The organism is Paenibacillus ehimensis NBRC 15659 (assembly GCF_004000785.1).
Taxonomy (GTDB): domain Bacteria; phylum Bacillota; class Bacilli; order Paenibacillales; family NBRC-103111; genus Paenibacillus_G; species Paenibacillus_G ehimensis.
Genome location: NZ_BILX01000002.1, coordinates 95,256 through 115,262, shown reverse-complemented (window position 1 = coordinate 115,262; position 20,007 = coordinate 95,256). Strand labels below are relative to the sequence as shown.

Sequence of the window (20,007 nt, the reverse complement as noted above, 5' to 3'; positions counted from 1 at the left end):
GCTGCCGCGTGTCGGATGCTTAGGTAAGCAGGAGGTTTCAATGCCCGAACGGGTCAGCCTTCCCTGTAGTCCTCGACAATGACCTCGATCGCCCCGGTCTCCGGGTCCATCACGAAGCCGTGAACAGGGATCCCTTTGGGGAAGAGCGGGTGTCTGCGGATCATTTTGACGCTGTGCATTACGCCTTCCTCCGCACAGCTAAAGCCGCGCAAAAACTTTTCCATGCGGATGCCGGAATTTTCAAGCGTCTCGATCACTAACGGATCGATGCCATGCTCCGTGAATTTATTCACCATACGCGCCGGATCAATCTCTGTCATGCCGCAGCCGTGGTGTCCGATCACGATCACCTCGCGCGCGCCCAGCTCGTAGACAGCGACCAGAAGGCTGCGCATGGCGCTGCCGAACGGCTGGGTTAGAATCGCGCCCGCATTTTTGATGAACTTTGCATCTCCGTTCTTGAAGCCCAGCGCCTTCGGAAGCAGCTCGCTGAGACGCGTATCCATGCAGGTCAGCACGGCGACCTTTTTATCGGGATATTTGTCCGTTAAGTAATCTTCATACCGTTTCTCCGCAACGAATTTCTTGTTGAACTCCAGTAAGCTTGGAACAATTGACATCGTGTGTAACCTCCTTGTCGCACGTCAAATTCTTATGTTTAAGTCTAGCATCAAATGGAGGATCATGAATAGTAAAAATCTGTTTAACTTCCATGCGGAGAGGGACGGGCCCCAAAAATGTTTATGTTTGTCATCGGGTAATTGTAATAATATGATGATAACAAATAAGGCTTCGGCGAAATCATCCGATTCGATCCCGTAGGAGAGGAGGCGGCAGAGATGAATAAAACGGATCGTTTGTTAGCCATTGTCATTGAATTGCAGCGCAGAGGGGTGCTGCGGGCGGAGGATTTGGCGGCCCGCTTCGAGACAAGTACGCGGACCATCTACCGGGACATTCAAGCGCTTAGCGAGGCGGGGGTTCCGGTTGTCGGCGCTCCGGGGCAGGGGTATTCCTTAATGGAAGGGTATTTTTTGCCTCCGGTGAGCTTTACGGTAGAAGAAGCGGTGGCGCTGCTGATCGGAACGGACTTTGTCGAACAAAAATTTGATGCGAGGTATGGGGCGAAGGCGCAGAGCGCCCGGGGCAAAATCGAAGCCGTCTTGCCGGAGAGCGTCCGCAGCGAGGCGTCCCGGGTCCGCGCGACGATGCGGCTGCTGGCTGCGGGAGAAGCGCCGATCGGCGGGCCGGAGAAGCAGTACTTGGAAGCGCTGCGGCAAGCGATACTGGAGCAGAGGAAGGTCAGGTTCCGTTATTCCAAAAACAGGCCGGAAATCGACAGAGACCGCCACAGCGACCGCACGGTCGCCCCTTACGGTCTAATCCTTGTCCGCGGCTCCTGGATCTTGATCGCGCATTGCGAGCTGCGGCAGGAGCTTCGCCATTTCCGGCTGTCCCGAATGAGCGGCCTGGCCGTTCTGGAAGACCCGTTCTCGTTTCCCCCGGACTTTCAATTGCAGGATTACTTGCCTGCCGATGACCGGAACGTGTACGTGCGTATTCTGGCAAGTCCGGTGATCGTGGATCGGGTGAAGGAAACGTGCGGCTTTTACCTGGAAGCCTTCGAGGATCGGAAGGAAGGCCTGGTCATCACGTTTCGCGTCCGACAGCCCGAGGAGCTGCTGCATTGGGTGCTCGGTTGGGGCGCGAATGTCGTGGTACTGGAGCCGGAGGCGCTGAAGATCCGGGTCCGGCAGGAAGCCGAAAAGATGTTGAAGCGCTACTGACATACTGTTGTCAGTAGCGCTTTTGTATAGTAAGAGCAGATGATGAAAAGGAGCTGGATAAACGATGAAGACAGCGGAAATTTTGCAGCGGTTTGAGGAAATAACGGAGCATTACATTCAGGAACTGGAAGGCTTTGGTATGGAGCGGTTGAAGCGGCAGCCGGGAGAGAACGAATGGTCGCTTGGACAAATGTACCAGCATTTGATTAACGCCGCATTGTACATGCAGCTTGCCAACGCGGAACGCTGCTTGAAGCCGAGCGGGGATGACGCCGTCTCCGCAGGCGAAAAGACGGACGTAGGGAAGGCGGTGTTCGAGCAAGGAAGCTTGCCGCCGGTGCGCATCCAGGTTCCGCCTTCGCCGCAATATACGCCACAGCAGCCCGAAAGCAAAGAGCAGCTTGTCGAAGGACTGAAATCGGTCGTGCGCCGAATGAACAAGATGGCATCCAAGCTGGAAAATGCGCCGCTGCACCATACTGTCGCTCATCCGCGATTTGGGGGATTGAACGCGGAAGAATGGTTTAGGCTCGTCGAAATGCATTACCGCCACCATCTTCTGCAGAAGGACCGCTTGAAACAAGCGCTCCCACAAAACGTCTAGATTCGGCGAAAATGAACAGGAGGAATGACAAATGCCGGACGGATCGGTTCCCGGGCAAGAGCGCTACTGGATCGGCGTCGTCTCCGCTTCCCATGTAAGCCGGGGCGTGCAGGGCGGGTTCGCCCAGCTGTGCCATGGCAAGTCTGCGCCGCTCCGGAGGATGCGCCCCGGTGACTGGCTCATTTATTATTCTCCGCGTACGGACATGAAGGATGGGGAGCCGCTGCAATCCTTTACCGCCATCGGGCGGGTGGCGGACGACCGGGTTTACGAGTACCGGATGTCCGACTCCTTCGTGCCGTTCCGCCGGGATGTCCGCTATTTTCCTTGCAAGGAAGTGAAAATCGCAGGCCTCTTGGAAAGGCTCAGCTTCACGCGCGGGAACCGGCATTGGGGGTATAAGCTCCGTACGGGCCATTTTGAGGTCCCACGGGAGGATTTTCTGGCAATTGCCGGGGCGATGCTGGGCGAGGCGTTAATTACCGCTCCGGCGGCCCCGGCCAAGGGATGAAGAGCCGCGGGACCTTTGCCCCGGACTCCCGTTACAGCGTCTGTCCGCTGTCCACCGTAATGATCTGGCCGGTCATGGCCTCCTGCTCCAAGGCGGCGCAGATCATGCGGGCGATATCCTCGGGCGTGGAAATGCGCTGCAGCAATAGCTGCGGGGCCAGCCGCTTCATTTGCTCTTCCTTGCCGTCCCACCACCGGGTCGCGACAGCTCCGGGAACGATGCAGGAGACGCGGATATACGGCGCCAGGGCGCGTGCCAACGATTTCGTCAGGCCGTGAACGGCCGCTTTCGATACGGCATACGGAAGCGAAGAGCCTAATCCGGTGATCCCGGCGATGCTGCCTACATTCACGATGGCGCCCTGCTTGCTGCTTTTCATAAAAGGAGCTACGGCTCTCGCGCAGAAAAACATTCCCTTCACATTGACGCCATAGAGCTCGTCCCATACCTCGTCCGTTGCCGCTTCCAGATCCTCCATCGAAAGATGCCGGGTGATCCCGGCATTATTTACGAGCAGATCCACGGTCCCGAACTGCCGGACTGCCTGATCGACCATATGCCGCACCTCGCGGTCTTGGGAGACGTCGGCCCGGATCGCTGCCGCTTGTCCGCCTATGTCCTTAATGCGCTGAACCGTTTCCTCCGCGTCGGCAGCGGATCGCGAATAATTCACGATAACCGCCGCTCCCCGTTCAGCCAATGCAAGACAGGCCGCTCTCCCGATTCCCGTACCTCCGCCCGTCACCAGTGCTACTTTATTACGCAAATTCATCGAAAATGCCCTCCTTATCCTTCACTGCTTGATATACCTGAATTGTACGGCAGGAATCACATTCTGTATAATTGAATTAAGTGAATTCAAAGTTCATAAAAATTGAATTCGATAGCGTGAGGGATGAGAATGGACCTGAAAATGCTAAAAACCTTTCAGACGATCGTGCATCACGGCAGCTTTATCCGCGCCGCGGAAGAAATGAATTATGCCCAGTCTACCGTCACGATGCAGATGCAGAAGCTGGAGTCCGACTTGGGCGTTCAACTGATCGAGCGCGGGAAGAAAATCCGGCTAACCGAAGCGGGCCGGCTGCTCTACGAACAAAGTCTGCCTATCGTCCGAGACATGGAGCGGGTGCAGCACAATATGGCCGAGCTGCAATGGGGCATGGCGGGAAGCCTTCGGTTGGGTGTGACGGAGCCGACGGCAAGCTACCGGCTGCCGGCCGTTTTGAAGAAGTTTCTAACCCTCTATCCGAAGATTCGCATTGCGGTGGAGTTCGCGGGTACGCGGGCGTTGAGCGAGCGGCTTCTTCAAGGCGACATCGATCTGGCTCTCTGCTCTGCGCCGGATCTGGGAGCCGAGCTCTACTTCGAGCCTTTGTTCAAAGAGTCGTTTCTCGTATTGATGCCCGAAGACCACCCGCTGGCGAAGCAGGAGGTCGTGGAACCGGATCAGATCCGGGAATATCCGCTGCTTATCACTTCAACCACCTGTCCGTATCGGCGGAAGCTTGAGATGGTCATGCAGGATGCCGGGGGCATGCCGTTAAACACGATGGAAATTGGCAGCATGAACGCATTGAAATATTATGTCGCCGGCGGGCTAGGCATCGCCTTGGTGCCGAAGATTACCGTTGATTCGCTGCCGGAAGGAACGACGGCCCGGGCGATAAGCGGCGATCTCATAGAGATGACCTTCGGCTTGCTCTGCAAAACGTCGGAGGTTCCTCTGAAGCTGGCGGGGGCGAAGCTGTATCAATTTCTCAAGCAAGAGCTCCGGTAGAGGGCTTGCGGGCGGAGCACGCTCCCGACCGGCGTTCTTTAAGAAACAGTTAAGAACCGGATAAGAGGCATTTAAACTCTCCTGCCTATACTGAAGTCCAGTGGCACTCGAAAACAGTACTGGCGGGAGTGATTTGAATTGTTCGTTTTATGGGATGCTTTTGTCGCGTTAATTCTTGGGTTGGTCGAGGGAATGACCGAGTTTGTTCCGGTTTCGTCTACCGGGCACATGATTATCGTGGACGATTTCTTGTTTCAAACGAAGCGCATGTTTTCACCGGAGGCCGCCGTCGCGTTCAAGATCGTGATCCAGCTGGGCTCCATTCTGGCGGTCGTCGTTCTGATGTGGGACCGCTTCATGGACCTGCTCGGACTTCGTAAAAGTCAGGGACAGACCGCTACCGGGCCGCGCTTGAACCTGCTGCAGATACTGGTCGGGCTCCTTCCGGCGGGGATATTGTACTTGCTGCTGGACGATTACATCGATACTTACCTGTTTTCCACCGAAACGGTCGTTATCGGACTGGTGGCGGGAGCCGTGCTGATGCTCGCGGCGGAGTGGCTCCGGCCGAGCAAGCCGAAGACGGAAACCGTCGATCAACTGACCTACAAGCAAGCTTTCGCCGTCGGCTTATTTCAATGCTTGTCCATGTGGCCGGGATTTTCCCGCTCGGGATCGACGATCTCGGGGGGCATCCTGATGGGGGTGAGCCACCGCGCGGCAGCGGATTTCACCTTCATTATGGCCGTACCGGTCATGGCCGGCGTCAGCTTCTTTTCGCTTTTGAAGCATTGGGAATATTTTACCCCTGACGTGATTTCCTTCTGTGCCGTCGGCATGATCAGCGCGTTCGTCTTTGCGCTGCTATCGATCCAATTCTTCTTGAAGCTGATTCAGCGCATCAAGCTTGTTCCTTTCGCCATCTACCGCTTGGCGCTTGCCGCTCTGATCTATTTTGTATTCCTGTAGACAAAAACAGGCTCCCGCCGCAAAAGGCAGGAGCCTTCCTATCACTTAATAAGGGAACTGCGAGGAATAGCCGCTAAACTGCTGCTGCGCTTGCTGAATCTTCTGCTGCTCCTCGGCCTCGAGCTTGTACCAGCCGTTCTGGAACATCAGGTTGAACAGGTCGCGTGCGCTTTGATGCGTTTCCGTCAAAATTTGGAGCATATCGGCATGAAGCTGCTCGTGGCTGGCCTCGCGGACGGCCACGTTGAAATTGTCGGTCAATAATTTGCATGTGGCAAGTCCGTCATTAAGGAAGTCGCGGTCGTTCATCTCCGGTCCTTTGACCTGCGGCAGCTGTCCGGATTGCGGGTTGCCGATTTCATTAGGGTTTTGGGCTTGCTGGCCTGGCATCGGGTGCATCCTCCTTGCTTGGAATTATTGGGACGCCTGCTGCGACTGCTGCGGACGGGGCAGGTTGGCCATAGCGGCGGTGTTGTTCACTTGCAGATGCGTAAGCAGCTTTTCATAATGGCGCTGATGCATCTGCCCGGCTTTGTCGAGCGCCTGCTTGATTTGCGGATTCGTCGCCTGCTGGGCAAAAAAATGAAATTTCTTGAAGGCCGAGAGCTCCCAAGACAGCGCATCCTTCAGGTAGAGCAAATCTTTCGTGGTAATCACGCGCGGCGGAACGGGAATCGGCGGCTGCGTCTGCTGAGCGGGAGGGGTCATCGTCGCTGGCATAAGTTCGCTCCTTTTCTGGTGAATTGGCGTACATGGTATAGAATGAGCTATTCAGGGCCGAATATGCTTGGCGGAAAATGGAGATAAGCTGCAGCCTTACAGGATCGAAAACGGTCCCGTAGGGCTGATTTTTTGTACCTTGGTAAATTTTTGTGTCACCTTAACTTACATAGGCAGTCAAAAAAGCTGTGAAAAACGATTGATTTTTTAAGAAAAGTGAGTATAATCAAAATTAACAAAAAATTTAAAAAAGAACCACTGTACCGATAATCGGTACAAAAAGGGAGGGACGACTTATAAGCTTCCATCGTCATGGAGCCCGGAAGTGACGCGGGGAGCCCCGTTTGGGATGAACGACGGCGCTGCATGAACCTTTCCTTCCAGGCGTACCAGAGCCGCTATGCCGTTACTGATTTTTTTACAAAAAGGGGGTAAGAGATGGTGGTTAACTACATCCTTCGGCGAATCGTGTTCATGATTCCGGGGCTGATCGGCATCGCGCTCATTACATTCATTATCTCGCGAGTCCTGCCCGGCGATCCGGCGGTGATGCTGGCAGGCGAACAAGCCCCTCCGGCCGTGGTCGAGAAAATTCGTCAAGAAATGGGGCTGAACGATCCGCTCTATGTGCAATTTATCGATTACGTCAAGCAGCTGCTGCAAGGGGATTTCGGACTGGCCTGGCATACGGGCAATACGGTGCTCGGCGATTTTGCCACACGGTTCCCCGCCACGCTGGAGCTGACTATTGCGAGCTTCATCATTGCCGTCCTCGTCGCCGTTCCCGTCGGTATTATCGCCGCTACGAAGAAAGAATCGGCCGTCGACCACATTTCGCGTATTTTCTCGCTTATCGGAGCCTGTGTTCCCGTCTTCTGGCTCGGATTGATCCTCATCTCCATTTTTTATTCCAAATTAGGCTGGGCCCCGGCGCCGCTGGGCCGCATCGGCGAAGACATCAACCCGCCTACCCATGTTACCGGATTATACCTGATCGACAGCTTGCTTTCGGGGGACTTCATTGCCTTTCAGAAAGCGCTGTCACATCTGATTTTGCCTGCGATCTGTCTCAGCACCGGGACGATGGCGATCATCGCCCGCATGATGCGCTCCAGCATGCTGGAAGTGATCGGACAGGATTTTATCCGGACGGCCCGGGCCAAAGGGATTTACGAACGCACCGTCATTTTAAAGCACGCCCTCGTGAACGCGCTGATTCCTACGTTGACCGTACTCGGCTTGCAGTTCGGCTATCTGCTGGGCGGCGCGGTCATTACCGAGACGATCTTCGCTTGGCCGGGGATCGGCGGCTATGTGACCGAATCCATCCTGGCGACCGATTATGCGCCCATTCAGGCGTTTACGCTAATCAGCGCCGTTTTGTACAGCGTCATCAATTTGACGGTGGACCTGCTCTACGGATTCATTGATCCGCGAATTCGATACGAATAACCGCCGGGGAAAGGAGAGATCGACACGTGAGTAAATTTACAGCTTCCATTCCGGCCGCTCAGGCGAAGACGCGGGAAGGCAGCAAGGCGGCGGCGACGCTCAGACTGCTGCTTCGCAACCGGCTGGCCGTGGTCGGCCTTGCGTTTATTGTTATCTGGTCCGTATTGGCTCTGCTTGCGCCGGCCATCGCTCCGTATGGTCCGAACGAGACGAATACGGCCGTCAAGCTGCAGGCCCCGAGCGCGGCGCATTGGTTCGGCACGGACAATTTCGGCCGGGATATCCTCAGCCGGGTGCTCTACGGAGCGCAAATTACGATTTGGTCCGGTCTGATCGCTGTGGGGATTTCCTTCTGCGTGGGCGTTCCGCTGGGCGGGATCGCCGCTTATTACGGCGGGATGCCCGGCAATATCATCATGCGGATCATGGACATGCTGCTCGCTTTTCCTTCTCTGGTGCTGGCGATGGCGATCGCCGCTTCCATGGGGCCGGGACTGACCAGCGCGATGATCGCGGTCGGCATCGTCGGCGTCCCCGAATTCGCGCGGCTGATGCACGGGCAGACCATTTCGCTGCGGGAGAAAGAGTTCGTCGAAGCGGGGCGGGCGATCGGCTTGAAAGACTCCGTCATTTTGTTCCGCCACATTTTTCCCAACGCCCTGGCTCCGCTCATGGTGCGGGTAACGCTTGGCATGGGCTTCGCGATCCTGACGGCGGCCAGCCTGAATTTCCTCGGGCTCGGAGTCAAGCCGCCGACGGCGGAATGGGGCGCCATGATTTCCGAAGGCCGCGGCTACATTATTTCCGGCGATTGGTGGATCGTTACTTTTCCGGGATTAGCCATCGCCACTTCGATTCTCGGTTTTAATTTGCTTGGCGACGGTCTGCGCGACGTTCTGGACCCGAGGCTTCGCTCAAGCAAGTAACTTTATACGCTGGACCATCTGACAACTTTGAGGGGGAAGAACACATGAAGAAGCACCAATGGTTAGCCGGACTTGCCGCAAGCGCACTGCTCTTGACGGCCTTGGGCTGCAGCCCGAATGCGAACCAGAAGCCGGACGCCTCCGCCGCGCCGGAGCAAAGCAAGAAGGACAAGATCATTACGATCGCTTACTCGGAAGGCGGCACGACCATGGACCCGGCCGAAGCGAGCGATCTGACCTCCGACACGCTGGTCGTCGCCGCGTATGACCAATTGGTAACGTACGGGGTTAAAACCGTGGACGGCGGGCAGGTGGCGAAGACCGACGAGATCAAGCCGATGCTGGCCAAAAGCTGGACGGTATCCGACGATAAGCTGACTTACACCTTCCAGCTGCAGGAGAACGCCAAGTTCCAGAGCGGGAATCCGGTCACGGCGGATTCGGTCGCTTTTTCGCTCGATCATCTGAAAAACTCCAAAGCGGGCAGCTTCCTCTACCAATTGTCCGGCATCAAAGCTTACACCGTGAAAGACGCGCAGACCATCAGCATTCAGCTGGAAAAAGAAAACCATATGTTCCTGCAAATGCTGGCACTATATAACTTCTCCATTCTCGACGACAAAGTGGTCAAGGAAAAGGGCAACGACTTCTTGGCCAAAAATGCGGCCGGCTCCGGTCCGTTCACCATCGAGAAATGGGACCCGGCTTCGGAAGCCGTCATGACGGCGAACAAAAACTACTGGCAGGGCGCTCCCCAGGTGGACAAAGTGACGATGAAGTTTCTGAAGGAAGCTTCGAACCGGGTCATGCTGCTTGGCAAAGGCGATGTCGACCTGGCGATCGAGATTCCTCCGAAGGACGTTGCCGATCTGAAGAACAACGCCAACCTGACGGTCAAGTCCGATGCGAGCAACCGGATTCTGTATTTTGCGCTTAACACGACCAAGAAGCCGTTCGACAATGTGAAAGTCAGACAAGCGCTTGCGTATGCGGTTCCTTATGATCAGTTGGTGCACGATGTCATGTACGATCAGGCCAAGCCGTTGAAGAGTGCGGTGCCAAGCAATACGCCGGGGTACTCCGATTCCGGATTTATCTATAAGCACGACTTGGACAAAGCGAAGCAGCTGCTGAAAGAAGCCGGCTACGAGAACGGGCTCAGCTTCGACCTCACGCTTGGATCGGGCTTCCAGGACTGGGAGGACGACGCCGTCCTGATGCAGGCCGAATTCGCCAAAATCGGCGTGACGATGAACATCCAGAAGGTCGCGCGCGCCCAATTCCTGCAAATGCAAAGGGAGCGCAACCTGACGGCTTATATTTCCAAATGGACGTCTTTCGTCAACGATCCGAGCTACCATCTGGGCTTCCTGCTGTACGGAAAAGGCACCTCGAACTACGGAAACTACAAGAACGCGAAGGTCGACGAGCTGTGGGAGAAAGCGAACAACGAAGCGGATCAAGCCAAGCGCAACGAGCTGTACAAGCAAGCGCAGGAGCTGATTACGGCGGACGCGCCTTGGCTGTACCTGTACGAATACAACCGCATTGTGGGGATGAACAAGAACCTGAAGGGCTACGTGTACTACCCGGATGAAATTCTCCGCTTCTATCCGATGAGCAAGGGGCAGTAACAGTTTCAAGGAGAAGGGAAGGCTGTGCGATGGATTGGAAAAAAATCGTACTGGAAGAAATCGATAAACGTCAGGACGAGCTTATAGACTTGTGCTGTAAACTGATTCAATTTCCAAGCGAAAATCCGCCGGGCGATACCCGCGACATCAGCAAGTTTATTACCGGCTACTTGAAGGAAGCCGGAATCGGGACGACCGCCCATGAGTCGGAGCAGCATATGTTCAATCTGCTGTCCACCGTGGGGACGAAGAGCGACAAGCACCTGCTTTTCTGCGGGCACACCGATGTCGTACCGGCGGGCGACTTGTCCCGCTGGGACTTCCCTCCCTTCGCCGGGGAGGTGAAGGACGGCTATATTCTCGGCCGGGGCGCTTCGGACATGAAATGCGGCTTGGGCGGGCTGATCTTCGTCACCGCGCTGCTGAAACGGCTGGGCGTGCCGCTGGCGGGCGAGCTGTCCTTGTTTATCGTGCCGGACGAGGAGACCGGAGGGCATTTCGGCGTTCCGTGGGTATTGGAACGGGGCTTGATTACGGGGACGGCGGCGGTTATCGCCGAGCCTTCCTCGCCAGAGCATCCGACCATCGGGCAAAAAGGCAGCAGCTGGTTCGAATTGACGGTTGAGGGCACGCCGGGCCACGGCAGCCTGTCGCCGTTCAAGGGCGACAGCGCGATCGTCAAGGCGGCCAAAGCGGTCGAGGTGCTGCAGCGGCTGACGGACATGAAGCCGAACATTCCCGAGGAAATGCGCGACATTATCGAAATTTCGAAGAACTATGTCCGCGAGCGGGAATCGACCGATGTCAGCGCCGTTTACGATCATGTGACGGTCAATATCGGGACGATTCACGGCGGGACGAAAGCGAACGTGGTCGCGGACCGCTGCACGATCGAAGTCGATTCGCGCGTGCCGTTCGGCATCGACTACCGCGATGTTTTGAAGGAAGCGAAGCGTCTGCTGCTGGAAGTGGGAATCGATGCCGAGCTGAAGCCGATCGGGTTCCGGGGCAATGCGAACTGGACGCCGCCGACAGAAGAGATTGTGCGTTATTTGGTCGAAAGCATCACGGACGTCAGCGGGAAGGAAGCTTACGGGGTGCTGCAGTGGGCGTCGAGCGATGCCCGCCATTTCCGCAATCACGGGATCCCGGTGCTGCAATACGGGCCGGCGGAGCTGTCCACGATCCATAATTTCAACGAGCGCGCGCCGGTTTGGCAGGTCGTTCAAGCGGCCAAAGTGTACGCGTTGACCGCGATTAAATATTTGGGCACGACCGACGGCAGCTAACAAGTAAGCCACCCAGGAAAGGAGGACGGGGCAATGAACGCTTTACTAGAGGTGCAGGGACTGCAAACGGAGTTCGTCACTCGTTCCGGCGTGGTGAGGGCGGTCGACGGGGTCGATCTGGTGCTTCGCAAGGGGGAGACCTTGGGGGTCGTCGGCGAATCGGGCTGCGGCAAAAGCGTTACCTCCATGTCGATCATGGGACTGCTTCCCAAGGGGGTCAGCCGGATTGCCGGCGGAGATATCCGGTATAACGGCACAAGCCTGCTCTCCCTGTCCGCCGCGGAGCTGCGGAAAATTCGCGGCAACAAGATGGCGATGATTTTTCAAGAGCCGATGACTTCGCTCAATCCTGTGTTCAAGATCGGTTCGCAAATCGCCGAGACGGTCCGCTTCCATATGAAGCTTGGCAAGAAGGAAGCCTGGAGCAAAGCGGTCGAGATGCTGACCAAGGTGGGCATCCCCCGTCCCGAACAGATCGCCATGGAATATCCGCATCAGCTGTCGGGCGGGATGCGGCAGCGGGTCATGATCGCCATGGCGATGGCGTGCGGCCCCGAGGTGCTGATCGCCGACGAGCCGACGACCGCGCTCGATGTGACGATTCAGGCGCAAATTCTGGACCTGATGCGCGAGCTGCAGGAAGCGCAGGGGACGGCGGTGCTGCTCATTACCCACGACCTTGGCGTCGTGGCGGAGACGTGCCAGCGGGTCGTGGTGATGTATGCCGGGCAGGTGGTCGAGGAAACCGACGTGAAGACGCTGTTCCGGCAGCCGAAGCATCCGTACACCCGGGGGCTGCTGGCTTCCCTGCCGCAGCTTGCGGGCGAGCAGCACCGTCTGGAGCCGATTCCCGGGAGCGTGCCGAATCCGGCGGAGATGCCCACAGGGTGCCGGTTCGCTCCCCGCTGCGCCTTCCGGACGGACGCATGCGATACCGTGCCTCCGCAGCTGACGGAGGTCGAGGCCGGGCACAAATGCCGCTGTCTGCTCGTTCAGGAGGGGAAACTATGAGCGCATTGCTGGAAATCCGCAATCTGAAGAAGCATTACCCGATCCGCAAAGGCTTATTTTCCAAGCAGGTCGGCGTCGTCAAGGCGGTGGACGGCGTCACCTTGACCATCGAAAAAGGCGAGACGCTGGCGATCGTCGGGGAATCCGGCTGCGGCAAATCGACGACGGGCCGATCGATTCTGCGGCTCATCGAGCCGACCGAGGGCGATATTTTCTTCGAGGGAACCGACGTCCGCAAGCTGTCGCCGGAAGACATGCGCAAGTTCCGGACGAAGATGCAAATCGTGTTCCAGGACCCGTACGCTTCGCTCGATCCGCGGTGGACCGTGCAGCAGACGCTGGAGGAGCCGCTGCGCACCCACGAGAAGCTGCCCGAGGAGGAGCTGAAGCGCCGTGTAGCGGAGCTGATGGAAGTCGTGGGACTGTCCTCGTACCATGCCCACCGTTACCCGCACGAGTTTTCCGGCGGGCAGCGGCAGCGGATCGGGATTGCCCGCGCGCTCGCGCTCAAGCCGAAATTCATCGTATGCGACGAGCCGGTATCCGCTTTGGACGTGTCCATCCGGGCTCAGGTGCTCAATCTGATGCAGGAGCTGCAGGAGCAGTTTTCGCTCACGTACATGTTTATTTCCCACGATCTGTCCGTCGTGAAGTTCATCAGCGATCGGGTCGGGGTGATGTACTTGGGCCGCATGGTAGAGCTGGCGCCGACCCGGGAGCTGTACGACAAGCCGCTGCATCCTTACACGCAGGCGCTGATGTCAGCCCTGCCCGTACCCGATCCCGAAATGAAGCGGGAGCGAATCATCTTGACCGGCGACGTGCCGAATCCGCAAAACCCCCCGGCCGGCTGCGCGTTCCATACCCGGTGTCCGGCGGCCAAACCCGAATGCGGGAGCGTCCCCCCTGAATGGAAGGAAGTCTCTCCCGGGCGCAGCGTGGCTTGTCACTTGTATTCATGATAAATTTAAAAGTGATGGGCAATTTTGGGTTTGGGGGCAAAGTATCATGCTGAAAACGTTAGATAATGCGCTGGAGCTTTTGGAATATTTCACAAGGGAAACGCCGTCTTGGGGCGTGCGGGAATTGGCAAAAGAGATGGATATGAGCCACTCGATCGTTCACCGCATCTTGACGACCTTCGAGTCCCGCGGATTCCTGATTCAGAATGACGAAACGAAAAAGTACGAGCTGGGAACGAAGCTATGGGAATACGGTTCGATTATCAGGGACAACCTCCGTATTTCCGATGTGATCCTGCCCGTTATGCATACATTGTCCGAGGAAACGGGCGAATCCGTGTTCCTCACTTGGCTGGACGATCATGAAGGCATCTGCGTGGAAATCGCGGAAAGCCCGCAACGAATCAAATATGCGATGTCCTCGGTCGGAGACCGGACGCCGCTCTATGCCGGAGCCTCCAACAAGGTCATTATGGCGTATTTGCCGAAGGCCGATCAGGAGGCGATCATCGATAAGGGCCTGAAGCCCAAGACCGGCAAGACGGTCATCGATCCGGAGAAGCTGTTGGAGGATTTGGCGGCGATCCGCCAGGCGGGCTGGGCTTACTCCGTCGGAGAATACTCCGATGCGACATTCGGGATTGCACTCCCGATTTTTAACAAGCGGCGCGAAATCGTAGCATCGCTTACGCTCGCCGGGCCGGAGTACCGGATGCCGGAAGCGAAGGTGTCGGAGGTGCTGGATATGATGCGCAGAAAGCGCGACGAGATTGAAGCGTGCCTGCACAAGCTGAGCATCTCTTCGGTTGCCGGACGGCGCCATCCGATATCCTGACAACGAATGTCAGCATTCCCGCCCGCCGAGGCCGATCGATCGGATAAAACGCAAGTTTTCGAAGAGGAGAGGGGAATGACACCATGTCTTTACAGCAAACGCTGCTTGTCTATGAAACGATGGATAGCGCTTATGTTAACGGACAGCAAATCAAAGATCTGTTCGCCGCCTATCCGGAGGTTGAGGTCACCGTCCAGACGGTGCACGGGGAGAAGGGCTCGACCGATTTTGTCAAAATCGTCATCCCGGGCACGAAAGGGAAGCGAAGCGGCGGTTCCGCGCCGACGTTCGGCATTATCGGACGCCTGGGCGGCATCGGTGCCCGCCCGTCCCGGATCGGCATCGTGTCCGATGCGGACGGCGCCGTGGCTGCGGTGGCCAGCGCGCTGAAGCTGGCGGACATGAAGCGGAAGGGCGATCATCTTCAAGGCGACGTGATCGTCACGACGCACATCTGCCCGGATGCGCCGACCCGGCCGCATGAGCCGGTCGATTTCATGGATTCTCCCGTCGATATTTTGACTATGAATCAATATGAGGTCGTTCCGGAGATGGAAGCGATCCTGTCCATCGATACGACGAAGGGCAACCGGGTTATCAACCATAAAGGCATCACGATTTCGCCGACCGTCAAGGAAGGCTATATTTTGCGGATCAGCGACGATTTGCTGCGCATTATGGAGATGACCACCGGTCAGCATCCGGTCACCTTCCCGATTACGATGCAGGACATTACACCTTACGGCAACGATCTGTACCATATCAACAGCATCCTGCAGCCTGCGGTTGCCACGAACGCGCCGGTGGTCGGGCTGGCGATTACCGCACAATCGACCGTCCCGGGCTGCGGCACAGGAGCCAGCCACGAGGTGGATATTGCCGCCGCGGTGAGATTTGCCGTCGAAACGGCGAAGGAAGTCACGAACGGCACCTGCTCCTTCTACAGCAAGGACGAATTTGCGAAAATCCAGCAGCTTTACGGCTCGATGAAGGTTCTTCAGACGATGGGCGGCACGTCGGTCAACGCCTAATACCCGGTCCGGTTCAGATACGCGGGCAGAAACGGAGATGGCTGGAATGAAGAAATTAGGTACCGTCACCATCGGGCAAGCGCCCCGCCCGGACGTGACGCCGATTCTGGAGCGGCACCTGGGGGACCGGGTTGAATTGCTTCAGGTCGGCGTTCTGGATGGGATGACCAAGCAAGAAATCGCCGCCTCGCTGTCTCCGGGCCCGGAACACTATGTGCTGACCTCGCGGCTGGCCAACGGCGACGCCGTCGTGATGGCAAGGGAAAAAATCGCGCCGGTGCTACAGCACAAGATCGATTGGCTCGAAGAGCTGGGCTGCCGGCAAATTGTTGTTCTCTGCACAGGGGTCTTCGACGGATTGACGACGAAGGAAGCCCGTCTGCTGGAGCCTGACGAGCTGCTTGCTCCGATCGTCGCGGCGATGGTTCGCGGCATGCGGTTCGGCGTCCTCGTTCCTTTGGCCGAGCAGCAGGAGGCCTTGGCGGAGAAATGGCGGCATCGCGGGCTTGACCCGTTCATCGCAGCCGCTTCGCCGTACGATTTCAAGGAAAAGCAGGCGCTTGCCGCATGCGCGCAGCTGAAGGACCAGGCGGACATCGTGCTGCTCGATTGCATGGGATATACGGAAGCGATGAGGGCGTTTGTCGCGAGGCATACGGGGCTGCCCGTGATCTTGTCCAACGCGCTGATGGCCAAGGTGATTTCGGAGATGATCTGAACGGTGCAAGTCAAATTCGCAAGATAGGAAGTTAGGCTATGGATACGTCTTTGATCAAAGTAAGCGGCGGTCTGCTGCAAAGCTGTCTTGGGCTCAAGCCGCACGAGAAGCTGCTAGTTGTCGCCGACGACCGGAAGAAAGACATCGGCGAAGCGTTGTACGAGGCCGGGAAGCAGCTGGGAGCCGAGGCAATGCTGATGGTGATGAAGGAGCGGGAGAAGTCGGGCCAGGAGCCGCCGTCTCCGGTCAGCGAGGCGATGAAGCTGGCCGATGTTGTCATCTGTGCGACCGAGCATTCCCTCACCCATACGAAAGCGCGCAAAGAGGCGGTTGCGCAAGGAGTCCGGTTGGCAACGATGCCGGGCATTACCCGGGATATGTTCCTCGAAGGCGCGATATCGGCCGATTACGATAAAGTGAAGCAGGTCACCGAGCAGGTGGCTGATCTCCTTAGCCGCGGCAAGCAGGTAAGGATCGAGAAGGACGGCAAGGTGTTGACCTTCTCGATCGAAGGGCGCAGCGGCATTCCAAGCACCGGCGTCTATGTGAATCCGGGAGAGTCAGGAAATCTGCCGTCCGGAGAAGGCTATGTCGCTCCGGTGGAAGGGTCCGCTTCGGGACAAATCGTGGTCGACGGCTCGATTGCGGATATCGGCAAGCTCCAGAGCCCGGTGACAATCACGGTGGAGAATGGACGCCTCACCGATGCGCAGGGAGAAGCGGCCGAGGAGCTGCTTCGGAAGCTCGGCGAGGGCAGCGGCCGGCTCCTCGGCGAGTTCGGCATCGGCACCAACGACAAGGCCAGAATTACCGGCATCGTGCTGGAAGACGAGAAGGTATACGGCACGATCCATGTGGCCTTCGGCAGCAATCACACGTTCGGCGGAACCGTGGAAGCCGGAGTCCATATCGATCTGGTCGTAAACCGGCCTGACGTCTATATCGACGATATGCTTATTTTAGACAAGGGCAGGCTGCTGCTTTAACCCGATGAGCCTGTTCCAATCCCAAGCGCCGTTAAGGGGGACGCGATACGTTCCTTTCCTTAACGGCGCTTTTTTTCCGCGACAAGCCCGGGATAAGGATGACCGGGAGTGCAGCGCGTATTGAGGGCATGCTTTTGGCTTCCGCGCCGAACTTGCTTCGAAGAGGCATTCCATTTACAATTTGGCTTTAAGGAGAATTCGGCCAGAGTGATTCCATGTGAGGTGCCTGTCATGTCATTTAAGCCTATCACCGCTTCGTTTTTTCAGCAGCCGACGCTGGAGCTGGCCCGTTCCTTGCTTGGCATGCTGCTTGTGAAGGAAACCGCAGCCGGTACGGCATCGGGCTGGATTGTGGAGACCGAGGCCTATATAGGCCCGGGAGACCGGGCGGCGCACAGCTTCGGCAACCGGAGGACGCCCCGAACGGAAGTGATGTTCGGCCCTCCCGGCCACGCCTATACCTATGTGATGCATACGCATTGTCTCGTCAATGTGGTCAGCGGGCCGGTCGGCCATCCGGAGGCGGTGTTGATTCGGGCGGTCGAGCCATGCACGGGAACGGAGCTTATGTACGAACGGCGCGGCCGGGATAAGAAGGAGCAGGAGCTGACGAGCGGCCCGGGGAAGCTGACGAAAGCGCTCGGTATTACGATGGACGATTACGGAAGACCTCTCTTCGAGCCGCCGCTCTATATCGCCGAAGGAAAGACGTTCGGGCCGATGGAGACCGGTACCCGAATCGGGATTGCGAACAGCGGCGAAGCCCGCGATTATCCATGGCGCTTTTGGATCGGCGGCAACCGGTTTGTCTCGAAATAGAGGAGGTAGCGGATGAACCCATTTACGCAGCGGGTCATCGAGATCATTCAAGGCATTCCGGAAGGGCATGTGATGACCTACGGTCAAATCGCCGGGCTGGCCGGAAGTCCGAGAGGGGCCAGACAAGTCGTGCGCATTCTTCATTCGTCGAGCGGCAAATACGGGCTCCCTTGGCACCGGGTGGTCAATGCCCAAGGGGAAATTGCGATCCGGCACGAGGAAGGCCGCATGCTCCAAATGTTATATCTGCGGCACGAAGGCGTCGAGGTGGACGACAACGGACAAGTGGACTTGGACCGGTGGCGCTTCATTCCGCATGGCGAGTAACGGCTCTCTCGCACAGATCATAAATGCCATTCCGGGGAGAAGGTTCATGTCCAAAAAAATAAGCTTAGCCCTCCTCTACGCCGCCGCAGCTTATGTCATCTACAGGCACGGCGAAGAGCTCGTGGCGTGGTTTCAAGCCCCCAACAGCATTGCTTTGGTCATCCTTGCGGCTACGGCCATGGCCCTGTTTCCGGTCATTCCCTATCCGGTTGTCGGCGGGGTCATCGGCGCGGCATTCGGGCCGGTGCTCGGCGCGGCGATCACATGGGCGGGCTCGACGGCGGCTTCGCTGCTGATGTTTTTATTTGTCCGTTACGGGTATCAGGAATGGGGCGAGCGCATGCTGTACCGCTACGAGCGTCTTGGCAAGGTTACCGTTCTGTTCGAAAGGAATGCCTTTCTGACCATCCTTTTCGCCCGGCTCATTCCTTTCATTCCGTCGATTGTCATCAATGCGTATTCCGCTTTAAGCCGCGTTTCCTTTGCCGCTTATGCCGCGTCGTCCGCGCTGGGCAAAATCCCGGCGATGCTCTTGTTCGCATTCGTGGGCGATACTTTGATGACGGAGCCGGGAGCGGTATGGCTCACCATTGGAATTTACGGAGGCTTCCTGGCGGTCACGCTATTGGCTTACCGGCAATGGAAGCGAAGCAAGGAGCCGGTACAGAGCGACCGGAACGCATGAAAAAGAGAGGGCCGTTGAGTTTAGGCCCTCTCTTTGTTGATCCATAGACAAGACTTACCGTTGAACGGCAGGCCGGCGGTTCAGCTCGGCCAGCGCTTCCGACTGCATAATTCTTTCTTCGATCCGCTCGAAGCCGCGAGCGGCAGCGCCGCCCTCGATGCTGTACAGGAAGCGGGGCGCCGAAGGCTTGACTTGGGCTTCCGCCTTTTGGGCGCGGGCGATAAGCTCCGTGCGCTTCTCCTGCATGGCCGCGTAAGCCGCTTTCGTTTCCTCCAGCTGCTGCGAGAGCTCTTCCGAACGCTGCTTGGCGGCTACGTACCACTCCGAGCATTCCAGCGACTTATCCAGATAATGCAGCTTCGCTTCGACGGCTTGGCGGGCTTCCGCTTCGCGACCGTCGGCCAGCGCTTCGGCCGCATTTTTCTCGCATTGGGCGGCCAGCCGGTTGTAGGCGTCGATTTGCATTTTCAGCGACCGTTCCGCGCCGGACTGCTTGTTCAGCGTCCGCTGGACCGCGTCGATTTCCTCTTTCATGGTGCGGAGGTAGTGATTCAGCATCATCACCGGGTCCTCCAGCTTGCTCAACGCCTCGTGTGCGGCGGCTCTCGATAGATCGGACAGTCGGGTTAAAACTCCCATGGTTATTCATGCTCCTTTTGTTGTATTTTATCGTTTGGCGTAGATTAGTAGTTATGATAAGAGTTCATGACTGCGTAGTCGTCGTACGGCGCTTTCGGGACAAGCAGGCTGAGAACGAAATAGATCAGCGTGACGGTTCCGAAGCTGCAGAAGGCGGCGATGACGACCAGCAGGCGAACGAGCGTCGCGTCCAGGCCGAAGTAATGCGCAAGGCCTCCGCAAAGGCCGGTAAGTCTGCTGTTGCTGCGGGAGCGGAATAATTTTTTGTTCATAAAACATTCTCCTTTCGAAATATATATCTTTCGTTTTCATTAGTCGTTTG

The 20,007-nt window shown here is 57.3% G+C and carries 24 protein-coding genes; 18 read left to right on the top strand and 6 right to left on the bottom strand.

The genetic code is table 11. The annotated features are described in order from the left end of the window. Positions 1-53 precede the first annotated feature (53 nt). Positions 54-620 (bottom strand): beta-class carbonic anhydrase, encoded by a 567-nt coding sequence (locus PEH01S_RS01700; RefSeq protein WP_025846675.1) that lies wholly within the window; start codon positions 618-620, stop codon positions 54-56. A 219-nt stretch (positions 621-839) separates the two neighbouring features. Between PEH01S_RS01700 and PEH01S_RS01695 the strand changes: the two genes are divergently transcribed. The 3 genes from PEH01S_RS01695 (at position 840) to PEH01S_RS01685 (ending at position 2,902) form a co-directional block, all read left to right on the top strand. After that, positions 840-1,787: a helix-turn-helix transcriptional regulator gene (locus tag PEH01S_RS01695; protein ID WP_127483718.1), complete on the top strand. Its 948-nt coding sequence runs from the start codon at positions 840-842 to the stop codon at positions 1,785-1,787. A gap of 64 nt (positions 1,788-1,851) precedes the next feature. Beyond that, complete coding sequence (locus PEH01S_RS01690) at positions 1,852-2,391, top strand: DinB family protein (RefSeq protein WP_127483717.1); 540 nt, start codon at positions 1,852-1,854, stop codon at positions 2,389-2,391. 31 nt (positions 2,392-2,422) lie between these two features. Continuing rightward, complete coding sequence (locus tag PEH01S_RS01685) at positions 2,423-2,902, top strand: EVE domain-containing protein (RefSeq protein WP_127483716.1); 480 nt, start codon at positions 2,423-2,425, stop codon at positions 2,900-2,902. Between the two features lie 31 nt (positions 2,903-2,933). Here PEH01S_RS01685 and PEH01S_RS01680 read toward each other — a convergent pair whose 3' ends face one another. Further along, entirely contained in the window at positions 2,934-3,674 is a 741-nt protein-coding gene (locus PEH01S_RS01680) for an SDR family NAD(P)-dependent oxidoreductase (RefSeq protein WP_127483715.1), read from the bottom strand. Between the two features lie 129 nt (positions 3,675-3,803). Between PEH01S_RS01680 and PEH01S_RS01675 the strand changes: the two genes are divergently transcribed. Both PEH01S_RS01675 and PEH01S_RS01670 read left to right on the top strand, forming a co-directional pair. Continuing rightward, positions 3,804-4,682: a LysR family transcriptional regulator gene (locus PEH01S_RS01675; RefSeq protein WP_127483714.1), complete on the top strand. Its 879-nt coding sequence runs from the start codon at positions 3,804-3,806 to the stop codon at positions 4,680-4,682. A 138-nt stretch (positions 4,683-4,820) separates the two neighbouring features. Next, positions 4,821-5,651, top strand: coding sequence for an undecaprenyl-diphosphate phosphatase (locus PEH01S_RS01670; RefSeq protein WP_127483713.1), 831 nt, complete (start codon positions 4,821-4,823; stop codon positions 5,649-5,651). 45 nt (positions 5,652-5,696) lie between these two features. Here PEH01S_RS01670 and PEH01S_RS01665 read toward each other — a convergent pair whose 3' ends face one another. Further along, positions 5,697-6,041 carry a spore coat protein gene (locus tag PEH01S_RS01665; protein WP_127483712.1) on the bottom strand — a complete coding sequence of 115 codons (345 nt, stop codon included), beginning with the start codon at positions 6,039-6,041 and terminating at the stop codon, positions 5,697-5,699. A gap of 24 nt (positions 6,042-6,065) precedes the next feature. Next, a complete protein-coding gene (locus PEH01S_RS01660) occupies positions 6,066-6,371 on the bottom strand; it encodes a ferritin-like domain-containing protein (RefSeq protein ID WP_063185333.1) in 306 nt (101 codons plus the stop codon). Positions 6,372-6,812: 441 nt separating this feature from the next. Here PEH01S_RS01660 and PEH01S_RS01655 point away from each other — a divergent pair, with 441 nt between their 5' ends. The 13 genes from PEH01S_RS01655 to PEH01S_RS01595 all read left to right on the top strand — a co-directional run bounded on the left by PEH01S_RS01655 (position 6,813) and on the right by PEH01S_RS01595 (position 19,046). Continuing rightward, positions 6,813-7,823: an ABC transporter permease gene (locus PEH01S_RS01655; RefSeq protein WP_025846660.1), complete on the top strand. Its 1,011-nt coding sequence runs from the start codon at positions 6,813-6,815 to the stop codon at positions 7,821-7,823. 47 nt (positions 7,824-7,870) lie between these two features. Beyond that, the gene (locus tag PEH01S_RS01650) at positions 7,871-8,749 is read left to right on the top strand and encodes an ABC transporter permease (RefSeq protein ID WP_051570221.1); all 879 of its coding nucleotides are present in this window, start codon (positions 7,871-7,873) and stop codon (positions 8,747-8,749) included. Positions 8,750-8,793: 44 nt separating this feature from the next. Beyond that, entirely contained in the window at positions 8,794-10,383 is a 1,590-nt protein-coding gene (locus PEH01S_RS01645) for an ABC transporter substrate-binding protein (RefSeq protein ID WP_025846653.1), read from the top strand. Positions 10,384-10,412: 29 nt separating this feature from the next. Further along, positions 10,413-11,672, top strand: a complete 1,260-nt coding sequence (locus tag PEH01S_RS01640) for a M20 family metallopeptidase (RefSeq protein WP_127483711.1) — start codon at positions 10,413-10,415, stop codon at positions 11,670-11,672. Between the two features lie 33 nt (positions 11,673-11,705). Beyond that, a complete protein-coding gene (locus PEH01S_RS01635; RefSeq protein WP_127483710.1) occupies positions 11,706-12,683 on the top strand; it encodes an ABC transporter ATP-binding protein in 978 nt (325 codons plus the stop codon). Then, positions 12,680-13,645 (top strand): ABC transporter ATP-binding protein, encoded by a 966-nt coding sequence (locus PEH01S_RS01630; protein WP_127483709.1) that lies wholly within the window; start codon positions 12,680-12,682, stop codon positions 13,643-13,645. The genes PEH01S_RS01635 and PEH01S_RS01630 overlap by 4 nt, the downstream gene beginning before the upstream one ends. Before the next feature lie 46 nt (positions 13,646-13,691). Then, positions 13,692-14,480 (top strand): IclR family transcriptional regulator, encoded by a 789-nt coding sequence (locus tag PEH01S_RS01625; protein ID WP_173426544.1) that lies wholly within the window; start codon positions 13,692-13,694, stop codon positions 14,478-14,480. 83 nt (positions 14,481-14,563) lie between these two features. Then, positions 14,564-15,511: a DUF1177 domain-containing protein gene (locus tag PEH01S_RS01620; RefSeq protein ID WP_127483708.1), complete on the top strand. Its 948-nt coding sequence runs from the start codon at positions 14,564-14,566 to the stop codon at positions 15,509-15,511. A gap of 46 nt (positions 15,512-15,557) precedes the next feature. Beyond that, positions 15,558-16,229, top strand: a complete 672-nt coding sequence (locus tag PEH01S_RS01615) for an AroM family protein (RefSeq protein WP_127483707.1) — start codon at positions 15,558-15,560, stop codon at positions 16,227-16,229. A gap of 38 nt (positions 16,230-16,267) precedes the next feature. Further along, positions 16,268-17,215: an aminopeptidase gene (locus PEH01S_RS01610; protein ID WP_127483706.1), complete on the top strand. Its 948-nt coding sequence runs from the start codon at positions 16,268-16,270 to the stop codon at positions 17,213-17,215. A 231-nt stretch (positions 17,216-17,446) separates the two neighbouring features. Beyond that, positions 17,447-18,034, top strand: coding sequence for a DNA-3-methyladenine glycosylase (locus PEH01S_RS01605; RefSeq protein WP_127483705.1), 588 nt, complete (start codon positions 17,447-17,449; stop codon positions 18,032-18,034). Positions 18,035-18,046: 12 nt separating this feature from the next. Beyond that, complete coding sequence (locus PEH01S_RS01600; RefSeq protein ID WP_025846637.1) at positions 18,047-18,361, top strand: MGMT family protein; 315 nt, start codon at positions 18,047-18,049, stop codon at positions 18,359-18,361. A 46-nt stretch (positions 18,362-18,407) separates the two neighbouring features. Further along, entirely contained in the window at positions 18,408-19,046 is a 639-nt protein-coding gene (locus PEH01S_RS01595; protein ID WP_025846635.1) for a TVP38/TMEM64 family protein, read from the top strand. A 54-nt stretch (positions 19,047-19,100) separates the two neighbouring features. On the opposite strand, the gene PEH01S_RS01590 is transcribed toward PEH01S_RS01595, so the two are convergent. Then, complete coding sequence (locus PEH01S_RS01590; RefSeq protein WP_025846634.1) at positions 19,101-19,685, bottom strand: PspA/IM30 family protein; 585 nt, start codon at positions 19,683-19,685, stop codon at positions 19,101-19,103. 44 nt (positions 19,686-19,729) lie between these two features. Then, the gene (locus tag PEH01S_RS01585; protein ID WP_025846633.1) at positions 19,730-19,957 is read right to left on the bottom strand and encodes a PspC domain-containing protein; all 228 of its coding nucleotides are present in this window, start codon (positions 19,955-19,957) and stop codon (positions 19,730-19,732) included. Between the last annotated feature and the right edge of the window lie 50 nt (positions 19,958-20,007).